The 12877-nt window shown below is 66.3% G+C and carries 8 protein-coding genes; 2 read left to right on the top strand and 6 right to left on the bottom strand.

Going from position 1 to position 12877, the window contains the following annotated elements; all coding sequences use genetic code 11:
* Positions 1-27: 27 nt before the first annotated feature.
* The 4 genes from DV027_RS00620 to DV027_RS00605 form a co-directional block, all read right to left on the bottom strand.
* On the bottom strand, positions 28-1368 hold the full coding sequence (locus tag DV027_RS00620; protein WP_130730057.1) for a TldD/PmbA family protein: 1341 nt from the start codon (positions 1366-1368) through the stop codon (positions 28-30).
* The gene (locus DV027_RS00615) at positions 1365-2630 is read right to left on the bottom strand and encodes a M16 family metallopeptidase (RefSeq protein WP_130730056.1); all 1266 of its coding nucleotides are present in this window, start codon (positions 2628-2630) and stop codon (positions 1365-1367) included. Before DV027_RS00615 ends, DV027_RS00620 begins: the two co-directional genes overlap by 4 nt.
* Before the next feature lie 73 nt (positions 2631-2703).
* Positions 2704-4104 carry a threonine synthase gene (gene thrC, locus DV027_RS00610; RefSeq protein ID WP_130730055.1) on the bottom strand — a complete coding sequence of 467 codons (1401 nt, stop codon included), beginning with the start codon at positions 4102-4104 and terminating at the stop codon, positions 2704-2706.
* Between the two features lie 76 nt (positions 4105-4180).
* Positions 4181-5323, bottom strand: a complete 1143-nt coding sequence (locus DV027_RS00605) for a major royal jelly family protein (protein ID WP_242621671.1) — start codon at positions 5321-5323, stop codon at positions 4181-4183.
* 147 nt (positions 5324-5470) lie between these two features.
* Between DV027_RS00605 and DV027_RS00600 the strand changes: the two genes are divergently transcribed.
* The gene (locus tag DV027_RS00600; RefSeq protein ID WP_130730053.1) at positions 5471-6127 is read left to right on the top strand and encodes an IS1595 family transposase; all 657 of its coding nucleotides are present in this window, start codon (positions 5471-5473) and stop codon (positions 6125-6127) included.
* A gap of 129 nt (positions 6128-6256) precedes the next feature.
* On the opposite strand, the gene DV027_RS00595 is transcribed toward DV027_RS00600, so the two are convergent.
* On the bottom strand, positions 6257-7777 hold the full coding sequence (locus DV027_RS00595) for a carboxypeptidase M32 (protein WP_130730052.1): 1521 nt from the start codon (positions 7775-7777) through the stop codon (positions 6257-6259).
* Between the two features lie 184 nt (positions 7778-7961).
* Between DV027_RS00595 and DV027_RS00590 the strand changes: the two genes are divergently transcribed.
* Complete coding sequence (locus DV027_RS00590; protein WP_130730051.1) at positions 7962-9947, top strand: tetratricopeptide repeat protein; 1986 nt, start codon at positions 7962-7964, stop codon at positions 9945-9947.
* Here the strand turns inward: DV027_RS00590 and DV027_RS00585 are convergent.
* Positions 9918-12812, bottom strand: a complete 2895-nt coding sequence (locus DV027_RS00585) for a [protein-PII] uridylyltransferase (RefSeq protein ID WP_130730050.1) — start codon at positions 12810-12812, stop codon at positions 9918-9920. The two genes, DV027_RS00590 and DV027_RS00585, sit on opposite strands and share 30 nt — an antisense overlap.
* Positions 12813-12877: the final 65 nt, after the last annotated feature.

The following is a 12877-nucleotide window of genomic DNA, read 5'->3' as shown; positions in this document are numbered from 1 at the left end:
AAACATGAAATCACGGAAAGGCAACAATCACGCCCCGGCAATCACCATGTCATCAATGCGGATGGTCGGCGCGTTGGTGGACTGGCGGAAGGTCAGGTCATTTGCCACAACAAGGCGGGCGAACATGTCGTTGAGGTTGCCAGCCACGGTCAGTTCGGCCACCGGCTCGGCCAGCACGCCACCCCGGATCATGAAGCCCGCGGCGCCACGGCTGTAATCGCCGGTAATGCCGTTGATGGCCGAGCCCATCATCTCGGTGATGTAGATGCCCTCGGCAATATCGGCCATCAGTTCGGTGGGCGTGAGCGTGCCGGGCTGCATGTGCATGTTGCCCAGCGAGGGCGCGGGCGGCCCGGACGTGCCCCGGCTGGCGCAGCCATTGGGGGTGAGGCCAAGTTGGCGGGCGGAGCGCGAATCAAGCGCCCAGGTTTTCAGCACGCCATTTTCCACCAGCGTGCGGGTGGCGGTCAGCATGCCCTCGCCATCAAACGGGCGCGCGCCGGGGCCACGCACCCGCCTTGGGTCGTCAATGATGGTGATGCCCGTGGGCATGATCTGCTGGCCCATCTTCTCCTTGAGGAAGGAGGTGCCGCGCGCGATCGAAATGCCATTGATCGCCCCCGAGAGGTGCCCGAGCAGCGAGGTGGAAACGCGCGGGTCGAGCACGATGGGCAGCCGCCCCGTGCGCGGGCGCACCGGGTTGAGGCGGGCCACCGTGCGCTCGCCCGCGCGGCGGCCGATCACGGCGGCATCCTCAAGGTCGGCCAGATGCACGGTTGAATGGTAGTCGTAATCACGCTGCATGTGCGTGCCCGAACCCGCCACCACGCTGGCCGAGACCGAATGGCTGGTGCGGGCATAGCGGCCCGAAAAGCCAGCCGATGTCATGAGGATGATGTCCGACAGGCCGGAACTGGCCGAGGCCCCGTTGCTGTTCGACACGCCAGCCACCGCAAGGGCCGCTTCCTCCGCCGTGCGGGCGCGGGCCATGAGGTCGGTGGTGCTGGGGGTGGCGGGGTCGAACAGGTCGAGGCCCGCGGCATCGACAAAACCGTGCTGCGCCTGTTCGCACAGCCCGGCAAAACGGTCCTCGGGCACCACGCGGGCCATGGCCACCGCGCGGGCGGCCAGCGTGTCGAAGCGTTCGGGGTCGAGTGCGGTGGCCGAGACGATGGCCGCGCGCTGGCCTACGAACACCCGTAAGCCCAGGTCGCACGTTTCGGAGCGCTCGAGGTCTTCCGTGCAGCCATTGCGCACCTGCACGCCATGGGCCACGCGGTTGACGTATATGGCATCCGCCGCATCGGCCCCTGCCGTGCGGGCGCGGCCGATGAGGTCAGCGATCAGGTCGAGGGGACTGGCATTCATGCCGCGAGCGCTCCCGTAATGCTGTCAAGCGAAGGCAGGTGGCTGACCGGCCCGAGCGAGGCCAGGGTGGGCCTGCCGCTGAAGATGCGGGTGGCGACACGCTGCACGTCTTCTATGGTGACGGCGTCGATCTTGCCCACGGTCTCGGTGGTGGGGATCAGGCGGCCAAACACCTGCAACTGGCGGGCAAGCTGCTCGCAGCGGCTGCCCGTGCTCTCCAGCGACATGAGCAGCGAGGATTTGAGCTGGGCGCGTGCGCGCGCAAGCTCGCTGGCATTGACGGTGTGGCGCACCTTGCGCAGTTCCTCCAGCGTGACCGGAACCAGATCGGCCACCTGTGCCTCGCCCGTGCCGGCATAGATGCCGAACAGCCCACCCTGGCGGAACGGCGCGTTGAAGGAATAGACCGAATAGAGCAGCCCGCGCTTTTCACGGATCTCCTGGAACAGGCGCGAGGACATGCCACCGCCGAGCAGCGTGGAGAGCAGCAGGGCGGGGTAATAATCCGGGTCGCCATACGGCATGGAGGGAAAGCCGAGCACGATATGCGCCTGGTCGAGTTCACGCTCCTGCACGAACGACCCGCCCACGTAGTTCACGCCGGGCTGCGGCGGCACGGTGCCGGTGGGCAGGTCGGCAAAGTGCTTCTGCACAAGGTCGACCACGCGGCCATGCTCGAGGTTGCCCGCCGCCGCCACGATGGTGTTGCCCGCCCGGTAATGGGTGCCCATGTAGTTGACCAGCGTTTCGCGCGCCATGGACTCGATGCCCGCTTCCCTGCCCAGCGTGGGGCGGCCCATCGGCTGGTCGGGAAAGGCGGTTTCCTGGAAATGGTCGAACACGATGTCGTCCGGCGTGTCGTTGGCCTGGCCGATTTCCTGCAGGATCACGCCGCGCTCGCGCTCGAGTTCATCGGGTGCGAGGCTGCTATGGGTCAGGATATCACCGATGATGTCCGCACCCAGATCAAGGTTTTCCTTGAGCAGCTTGACGTAATAGGCCGTGTGCTCGCGCGCGGTGTAGGCGTTGATGTGGCCGCCCACGTTCTCGATTTCCTCCGCGATGCCCACGGCGGTGCGGGTGCCCGTGCCCTTGAAGGCCATGTGCTCGAGAAAATGGGAAACCCCGTTCTCCGCCGCGCTCTCGTTACAGGTGCCCGCGGCGACATACGCCCCGAGCGAGATGGTTTCCACCCTGTCCATCCGTTCGGTCACGATGGTCAGGCCGGAGTCCAGTCGGGTCACATTGATCAGGTCGGTCATGCTGGTCCTGCGGGCGGCGTGGCGCCTTGGCGCCAGCAACCCCTTGTTTACGTAAGATGGATGGGGGAAAGGCTCAGGGCGCGTTGGTCAGGACCGCCGCGCGCACCTTGTCCTCGATCACGCCCAGATCGGCAGGCACCACGGTGTAGCGCTCGGGCCGGTCATACAGGTCGGCAAGCGAGTCGGGCAGGGCCGGGCGGATGCCGGTGGCCTTCGCCATCGCATCGGGGAACTTGGCCGGGTGCGCGGTGGACATGGCCACCATGGGAATGCCCGGCTCACGGAAGGCGCGGCCCGCCGCAATGCCGATGGCGGTGTGCGGGTCGGCCAGGTAGTGGCTGCGCGTGTTGAGCATGCGGATTTCGGCTGCCGTCGCGTCATCATCGAGCGCCATGCCGTGGAACAGGGCATTGGCGCGGTCCCACACGGGGGTTGCGACCTTCATCACGCCGGTCTTGCGGAAATCGGTCATGATGCGCGCGCAGGCCGCCGCGTCGCGGTCGAGCAGTTCGAACAGAAGGCGTTCGAAGTTGGAAGACACCTGGATATCCATCGAGGGCGACAGGCTGGGCACCACGGCGTGGATGCTCATGTCGTTCTCGTTGAGGAAGCGGCTCAGGATGTCGTTGCGGTTGGAGCCTACGCACAGCGCGCGGATGGGCAGGCCCATGCGGCGGGCCACCCAGGCGGCCAGCACGTTGCCGAAATTGCCGGTGGGCACCGCGAACGACACCTCGCGGTCGGGTGCGCCAAGGGCGAGGGCGGCATAGACGTAATAGGGCACCTGCGCTGCAATGCGCGCCCAGTTGATGGAGTTGACCGCCGAAAGGCTCATATCCGTGCGGAAGGGCAGGTCGGCGAACATCGCCTTGACCAGGTCCTGGCAGTCATCAAACGTGCCCTTGACCGCAAGGTTGGTCACGTTGGGTTCCAGCACGGTGGTCATCTGCCGGCGCTGCACCTCCGATGTGCGGCCCTCGGGGTGGAGGATGACCACGCGCAGGCGCTCGCGGCCCCGGCAGGCCTCGATGGCGGCCGAGCCGGTATCACCCGAGGTCGCACCCACGATGGTCACTTTCTCGTCACGCTCGGTCAGCACGTGGTCGAACAGGCGGCCAAGCAGCTGCATGGCCATGTCCTTGAAGGCCAGCGTCGGGCCGTGGAACAGTTCCTGCACGAACAGCCCGTCTTCCACCTGTGTCAGCGGCACGATGGCGGGGTGATCGAATCGGCTATAGGCCTCGCGGCACAGCTTCAGCAGCACATCGTGCATAATCGACCCTTCGGCGAAGGGGGCGATGATGCGGGCCGCAAGCTCCGGGTAGGGCAGGCCACGCAGGCCGCGCCAGTCATCGACCGAAAGCTCGGGCCAGCTTTCCGGCAGGTACAGGCCACCGTCCTCTGCCAGCCCCGCCAGCAGAACGGACGAAAAATCGCGGACGGGGGCTTGCCCCCGGGTAGAAATATAGCGCATGGCGCCATCATAATCCCAACCGCCCCCCGCGCGAAGGGGGCGCAGGCCCCGTGCGGGCGATTCCGCTGGCGGTGTGTCAGAATTTCGGCGGGGGCAGGTGGCCTACATTGATGCGGTAGATATGCACCGGCCACTGTATGGCATTGGCGCCGCCATTGAGCGGGGCCGTGCGGTCAAGCTGGGCGGCGGGCACGTAAAGCTGGCCATCCTTCGTGGCAAACGAGCCTGCGGGCCAGTGCAGGCGCGGGTCGGTCACGATTTTCTGGTACACCCGGTCGGGCATCAGGCGGAAGATGCTGCCGGTCGAGACATCATTGAAATACAGCGTGCCATCCGGCCCCACGGTAATGCCGCCGAGGGGGGGCGTCTTGTACCACAGCGTCGGCCCTTCCTCGAGTTCGATGGGGGTGACGTCGGGGTCGACCAGCAGGTCGGTATCGAGCTTGTAGACCGGGCCGCAGAGCGGCTCGAAATACAGCCACTGCCCATCGGCGCTGATATCCATCTGGCTGATATTGACAATGGCGGTGTGGCCTGCCGGGTTGGTCGCCACCTTGCCCTCCACCGTAATGGGCTGGTGGGCGGTCAGCGCAGGCGTATGCTCCATCAGGCGGCGCTGGATGTTGGTTTCGAGCTGGATCACGATCATGGCCGGAACCCCGGCGTCGCCCACAAAGGCATGGCTACGCGCCACGCGCATGGTGGCGGCATAGCTGCCCGCGCGCAGCATGTCGGGGTTGAGCGGCCAGGTCTGGAGCACGCGCTGGCCCCTGGTATCGAGCTTGATGATCTTGGGGCCCCCCTTGAGCGGCCTGCCCGCGGGGTCGGGCTGGCCGCTATCGAGCACCCATAGCGTGCCATCGGGCTGGAGCTGCATGTCAGCCGGTGCCACAAGGCGCGAGGAGGCCGGGGCAGCAGGATCATTCCATGTGGCGTCGGGGTAGGGCTGCGGGTTGCCGCTGGCATCGAGCACGGCAAGCCCCGGACCGGAATTGCCCGCCCAGCGCGGCAGTTCGACCAGCAGCCTGCCATCGGGCAGCACCACCACGCGGTCCCATGCGCTGGTGGAGGAGGATGCGACCTCCTCCAGTGCCGCGGGCGGGTTGAGCGGCGGCGCGGGCTTGGCTGCATGGGCTGCGGGCAGGGCCGCGAGCAGGCTGGTGCCGCAGGCAAGGAGAAAGCCCGCATGGCGCAGGCGGCGGAAGGCTGTAGGGATCATGGCGTGCATCGCGCCTTATCTCGTCACGAACGGGGGCGAATGGCAAGGGCATGATGCGGCATGCCCGCCCTGACCTGATGCGTGCCGAGAAAGCCAGATAAAGTTTGGGGCTGGCATAGGTAAGCCGATAGAGGCTTGATATATCCTATGAAAGCACGTCGTCGTAGCCGGTTACCTGTTGGCATCCAAAAACGGCTTCTGGAGCACTTCGTTGCGGGTACGCCCGCACGGAGTGCTGCCGAACTTGTGGGTGTCAATCGCAATACCGCGACCCTGTATTACCGTAAGCTGCGCGAAATCATTGCTGAACAGATTGCTCGTGACGCGCCCTTTTCCGGTGAGATCGAAGTCGATGAAAGCTATTTCGGTGGACATCGCAAAGGTAAACGGGGCAGAGGCGCTGCCGGAAAAGTCGCTGTCTTTGGTCTGCTGAAGCGGTCTGGCCGCGTTCATGCAGTCATGATCCCCAATGCCGGGCACCAGACGCTGATGTCTCTCATCCGGCAGAAAGTTCTGCCGGATTCAATCGTTTACAGTGATTCCTGGCATGCATACGACAAGCTCGATGTGTCTGAGTTCCACCACGAGCGCGTCGATCACAGCAGGCATTTCACCCAGGGAAGAAACCATATCAATGGCATCGAGAACTTCTGGAGCCAGGCCAAGCGTCATCTGCGACGATACAATGGAATACCACGCAAGGACTTCCATCTCTTTCTGGCCGAGTGCGAGTGGCGCTTCAATATCCGCTCTCCCGCAAAGCTCATGAAAATCCTTGCCGAATGGGCTAAGCTCCCTTCCTAGCCCGTCCCAACAAACGCTTACCTATGCCAGCCCCTAAAGTTTTTAGTGAAGCTTTTTTCAAAAAGCGTCGAAAGAGGCCGCCTTTTTGAAAAAAAGGCGGCACCCAAGACTTTTATGAATTCAAGGGGCTTAGACCTGCGCGCAGTAACGCTGCCGCAGGTGGCGCAGATACGGACCGGTATTGGGCACCGCCCCCGTGGCGTCGCGCACGATCTCCTTTGTGCTCGCCCCGCTGCCACGGGCATGGATGCGCGGGCGCAGCCAGTCGAGCAGGGGCGTGAAGTCGCCCTTCGCGATGGCTGGCATGATGGCGGGGTTGTCGCGCATGGCGGCCTCGCGCAACTGCGCTGCAATGATCGCGCCCAGCGTATAGGTGGGGAAATACCCCCACGAGCCGGACGGCCAGTGAATATCCTGCAGGCAGCCCAGACGGTCATTGGGCACTTTCAGGCCCAGCAGATCATGGATGCGGGCATTGAAGGCCTCGGGCAGGTCGGCCAGCTTCATTGTACCCGCGATCAGCGCGGTTTCCATCTCGTAGCGCACGAGGATATGGGCGGGATAGGTCACCTCATCGGCATCCACGCGGATGAAGCCGGGCCGCACGCGGGTGACAAGGCGGTGCAGGTTGTCAGCCTCCCACGGCGCATCATTACCGCTGCCGCCAAAGGCCGTGCGCAGGCGCGGGGCCATCCAGTCCATGAAGGGACGGCTGCGGGCCACCTGCATTTCCATCAGCAGGGACTGGCTTTCATGCAGGCTCATGCCGCGCGCCTCGCCCACGGGCTGGGCGCGCCAGTCTTTCGGCAGGCCCTGCTCATACAGGGCATGGCCGGTTTCGTGCACGATGCCCATCAGCGCGTTGATGCAGTCACCCTGCTCGTAACGGGTGGTGATGCGCACGTCATCCTCCGCCCCGCCGCAAAACGGGTGCAGGCTGACATCCAGCCGCCCGCGCTGCATGTCAAAGCCCAGGGCGGCCATGGTTTCGCGGCCCAGTTTTTCCTGCGCGGGCACGGCGAACGGGCCGGTGGGGGCAACGGGCGCAGGCAGGCTTTTCTGGTGGTCCAGCGCGGTTGCGATCAGGTGGGGCAGTTCGCTGGCCAGCTCGGCAAAGACGGGGTCGATATCCGCCTGCCGCGTGCCTGCATCATACTGGTCAACCAGGGCGTCATAGGGGGAAAGGTTGAGGGCCTCTGCCTTGGCGGCCGCGACGGCGCGCGTGCAGTCCAGCACGGTTTGCAGGTGAGGCAGGAGCCCGGCGAAATCGCTGTCCTGCCGCGCGGTGCGCCATGCCATCTCGCAGCGCGAGGCCGCGCGGGATGTCGCCTCCACCAGGTCACCGGGCACGGCGGCGGCATGGGCGTGCTGGCGGCGCATCTCGGCCAGGTTGGCCGTGGCCATGGCGTCCTTGCCGGGTTCGGCGCGGGCCAGCAGGTCGGGCATGTCGGGCGCGGTCATGAGCTCGTGCGAGAGCACGGCAAGGGTGGCGATGCTCTCGGCGCGGCTTTCGGCAGCGCCTGCGGGCATCATGGTATCCTTGTCCCACCCCAGAATGCCGAGTGCATTGCGGATCTGTCCCATGCGGGCAAAACGCTGGCGCAGGATGTCATAGGCCTGCTGGCCGGTGGGGCGGGACGGGATGTTCATGCGCACTCCTGCGTAAAAATCATGCCCACCAGTCTGTAAGACATAAGAAAGTTTTTGGTGAAGCTTTTTTCAAGAAGCTTCGGAAAACGCCGCCCGGCGTTCGGGCGTCATCTGCAAACCATTCCTTAACCTCCCGCCCTGTATGCAAACCAGTCCTGCCAGCAATCAAGGGAAAGCGCATGCCATGAACGCGATGACGGGGCGCACGGGCCTGCTGGCACGCGGGCAGGTGGCGCTGCGGGCGGGCGACATGGCTGGGGCCCGCGCCTGTTTTGCCACCATGCTGGGGTTCTGGCCCGATGATCCTGACGCCCTGCATGGCCTTGCCTGTGTTGCGCTGGCGCTTGGCCGGGCGGATCGCGCCATCAGCCTTGCCGGGCGGGCGCGATGTGTCGCGCCGCCGGGGCATCCCCATCTGGGGCATTATCATGAGGTGCTGGCCCGCGCGCTGCTGGCCTGCGGGCACCATGCCGCCGCGCGGGCCGCGATCCGGGCCGCCTGCCTGTGCCGCCCCGATGATGGCGCGATCATGCTGGCGCAGGCCGAGGTCATGGAGCGCACGGGCGATATCGCGACGGCAGAGGCGGCCCATGCGCGGGCCGTGGCGTTGGGCGGCGTGGCCGCGCGGGTGGCGCAGGCGCGCTTCTGGCGGCGGCGCGGGCGGGGTATGGCGGCGCTGGACCAGATGCGCCATGTGGCAGCGCATGCCCCGCATGATGGCACGGCGGTGCATGAACTGGTGGGCATGCTGCTGGCCCACGACCACCGGGAAGAGGCCGAAGCCGTGCTGCGCCGCCGACTGGCCCATGACGGGCGCGACGGGCAGGCGCTCTCCACCCTTGGCGCCCTGCTGTTTACCTCGGGCCGCCTGCGCCTGGCGGCCACCATGCTGCGCGCGGCCCTGCGCCATGATCCCGCCCCCGAAACGGCAAGCAACCTTGGCCTGACCCTGATGGCGCTGGGAGAGATGGCGAAGGCGCAGACCGTGCTGGCTGATGTCTGCCGCGCACGGCCGGATGATGCCCGCATTGCCCTCAACCACGCCACCGCCCTGTTTGAATCCGGCGGGCATGCGCAGGCTGGCACGGCCTTTGAGGATCTGCTTGCCCGCAGCCCCACGCCCGATCCGGCCACGCTGTCGCGTGCGCGGTTCAATCTGGGGGTGGCAAGGCTGGCCGAAGGGGATCTGGCGCAGGGCTGGGCGCTGTGGGAATCCCGCCTCGCCTTCATGCCGCCACATCCTGCCGCGCACCGCCTGCCGCGCTGGCAGGGCCAGGCGCTGCCGGCGGGGCGCAGGCTGCTGGTCACGATGGGGCAGGGGCTGGGCGATGCGGTGCATTTCCTGCGCTATGTGAGGCTTGCGGCGGTACGCGTGCCGGTGGTGCTCGACGTGCCGCCCGGCCTGCGCCGCCTGGCGGCAACGCTGGGGCGGGCGGTGGGTGAAAACACGCCGCACCCGATTGAAATTATCACTCCTGATAAAAATGATTGTCAGGGCGTGGCCTGCCAGTGCGACCTGTTCAGCCTGCCTGCCCTGCTGGGCGTGCGTGCGGTGGCCCCGTTCCGGCCCTATCTGGGGCAGGCTGCGTGGCGGCGGCAAAACCATGCCGGGCCGTTGCGGGTCGGGCTGTGCCATGCGGGCAATGCCGCCTATCGTTTTGATGCACGGCGCTCGATCGCGGCTGAAGCACTGGCCGCGCTGGCGCAGGTGGAGGGGGTGACGTTCATCTCGCTGCGCCCCGGTCGTAATCCTGCGCAGGACGCGGCTTTCATGCAGCACGAACTGGCGGCGGATGCGGACCTGCTTGCAACATCGCGCCTGATCGCCACGCTGGATCTGGTCATCAGCGTTGATACGCTGGCCGCCCATCTAGCAGGGGCCATGGGCTGCCCGGTCTGGCTGCTCAGCCGGTTCGGGGGGGACTGGCGGTGGTCGGCCGCATTTGACGCGGATCAGGGGCAGGGCATCTGCCCACCCGTTTCCGTGCCGGGTGCTGGCGGCCCAGCCCCTGCCAGCCAGTGGTATGACAGCATGCGCGTGCTGCGCCAGCCCGCCTTGCTGCCGCCCGGCCGGGCATGGCAGCCCGTGATTGCGGGCCTCGTGACCGCCCTGCAGGGCTGGGTCAGGCGGCGCAGGGGGTCAGATTGTAATGGATTCGAGCTCGGATGACCGGCGCTGGGCTGCTGCTTCCGCCTCCTGCAGGCCCGACAGCAGGGCCGCGCGCAGGCGGTCGAGGCGGCCCTTGTCGGTAATTTTCAGCCCGAACAGGTCCTTGACGTAAAACACGTCCACCGCCCGCACGCCATAGGTGGTGATGTGGGCGGAGGCGATCTGGAGTTTCTGCTCGCTCAGCGCCGCGGTCACGTCATGCAGCAGGCCGGGGCGGTCGCGCCCATTGATTTCAACCACAGTGCAGGTGTTTGACGCGCGATTGTCGATCACCACGCGCGGCGGCACGTGAATTGCGCGCATGCGCCGGCCTGCAATCCTGCGGCCACACTGCGCAATCTCGCGGTTGATGTTGATCTGCCCGGTCAGCGCCTGCTCGATTAGCAGCGACAGGCGGGCAAGTTGCTGCGGTTCCTCAAACGCAGCGCCGCCTGCATCCTGGATCCACAGCGTGTCGAGCGCCATGCCGTTGGTCATGGTGTGAATGCGCGCATCCACGATCGAGGCGCCTGCAATGGCCACCGCGCCCGCAATGCGCGAGAACAGGCCCGGATGGTCGGCGGCGTAGATGGTCACCTCGGTCACGCCACGCGCGGGCAGGGGCTGGGTCTCGACCGTAAGGGGGGAGTGGAGGCGCTCGGATTCGCCAATCAGCAGGGCATGGCGGGCATGGGTGTCGTGATCGAAGGACAGCCAGTAACTGCCATAGCCCAGCCCCATGAAGTGCTGCACGTCGGCCTCGTTCATACCGTCTTCCACCAGCCACCCGGCGGTGGCGGCCTTGGCGCGCTCCACGCGCACGTCGCGCTCGGTGGTGGCAAGGCTGCCCTCCAGCACCTCGGCCACGCGCATGTAAAGCTCGTTGAGCAGCGTCGCCTTCCAGGCGTTCCATACGCGCGGGCCAACCGCGCGCATGTCCACGATGGTCAGCAAAAGCAGCAGCCGCAGCCGCTCGGGCGACTGGATGATGTCGGCCAGGTCAAGGATGGTTTTGGGGTCGTCGATATCGCGCTGGAAGGCGGTGTGGCTGAGCAGCAGGTGGTGCAGCACCAGCCACGACACGGTTTCCGTCTCCTCGCTGTCCATGCCCAGTTCGGGGCAGACATACAGCGCGATCTGCGAGCCGATTTCCGAATGGTCGCCCCCGCGCCCCTTGGCGATGTCATGCAGCATCACCGCCACGTACAGCGCCCGGCGTGAATGCAGGTTGCGCGCCAGGTCGTAAGCTACGGGAATCTCGTCGGCCATTTGGCCGTGCTCGACCCGGCCAAGGATGCGCAGCGCGTCGATGATGTGCTCATCAACCGTGAACACATGGTAGGTATCGAACTGCATCTGCCCCACCACGCGCGACCAGTCGGGCAGCAGGCGGCCCATCAGCCCGGTCTCGTTGAGGATGTGCAGCCAGTAGGCGTTGCCCTTGCGCCGCCCCTCATCCATCAGGTGGAAGCTGGGGATGGCATCGGGTTTTTCCTCTTCCGCGCGCGCTGCGCGCTGCGGGCGCTCGGGGGGGGCGCCACACATCAGGTCGAGGAAGATGCGCGCGGTCTCGGGGTCGCCACGCAGGCTGGCGGCCTTGCGCTCCCAGCGGATGAGCTGGTGCATGGCCATGGGGTGGATGGGCAGCTTGCGCTTGTTGGCCCAGTCCAGCAGGCGCATCATCTGGATGGGTTCATTCTCGAACGACGTGCCGCGCTGGGGCAGGATGCGGCCGTCAATCACGGTAAAGCCCGCATCACGCATCTGGCTGTCGGCCTCGGGCGCGTTGGCCACGGGGCCGAGGGCCTGGCGCAGCACGGCGGGCTCGAGCACCAGGGTCAGGCGCATGACCTCGCGCACGGTCAGGAAGTAGTGGCGCATGAAGCGCTCCACCCCCACCTGCCGCCCGTGGCGCGTATAGCCCATGCGCCCGCCAACTACGGGCTGCACGTCGAATGTCAGGCGCTCTTCCGCCCGGCCGGACACGTAATGCAGGTGAAAGCGCACCCGCCACAGGAAGTCCCACGCGCGGCGCGCGCGCTTGGCCTCGGGCTCGGTCAGCAGCCCAAGCTCGCTGAAGCCCGGCGCCAGCAGGTCGGACACATGCCGCGTGCCGAAGGTGTAGCGGCACATCCAGTACAGTGTCTGGAGGTCGCGCAGGCCGCCGCGGCCTTCCTTCACGTTGGGTTCGACAAGGTAGGGGCTGTCGCCAAAGCGCTGGTGGCGGGCGGCGCGCTCCTTACGCTTGTCGGTAATGAAGCGGTCGGCGCCGGATTTGACGCAGGCCACGATGTAGCGGGCCTGGAACATGGAGAACAGCGATTCGCTGCCGGTCAGGATGCGGGCGTCGAGCAGGGTGGTGCGCACCGTGGTGTCGGCTTCCGCCTCGGCAATACACTCGTTGATGGTGCGGGTGGCGTGGCCCACCTTCAGCCCGAGGTCCCACAGGAAATACAGGATGTATTCCACGCAGCTGCGCATGTCCTCGCCCTGCGCATCGGGGGTGAGGAACAAAAGGTCGATATCGCTGAACGGGGCGAGCAGCCCGCGCCCGTAGCCGCCGGTCGCCGCGATGGCGAACGGGGCCTCATGGTGCGAATCGATGCCGGTCTGCGCCAGCGCGTAGGCGCCGAGCACCCGGATCATGCCATCCGTATAGGCCGCGAGCAGCTTGCCTGCCTCAGCGCCCCCAAGGCGATGATGCTCGAATTCCTCGCGCACATGCGCCTGGTAGCGCGACAGGTGGCGGCGGAACAGCCTGATCGCCTCCTCACGCGGGGGAAGGGCGTGCGTGCCGTCGTGCTCCCTTGTGGGGAACAGGGCGGCATGAAGGGCGTCGGTCATCGCCTCGACGGAGGAGGCGGGAAGGGGGGCAGCGTTCGACATCGTGGGCGGATGGCGTCCTGTAAGTGGCGAGAATGATCCAGTCCGGGAGTGTGCCGCCCTTGATG

The organism is Komagataeibacter xylinus (assembly GCF_004302915.1).
Lineage (GTDB): Bacteria > Pseudomonadota > Alphaproteobacteria > Acetobacterales > Acetobacteraceae > Komagataeibacter > Komagataeibacter xylinus_C.
Note: the sequence above shows the minus strand (reverse complement) of the source record. Positions and strands in the feature narration are given on the sequence as shown.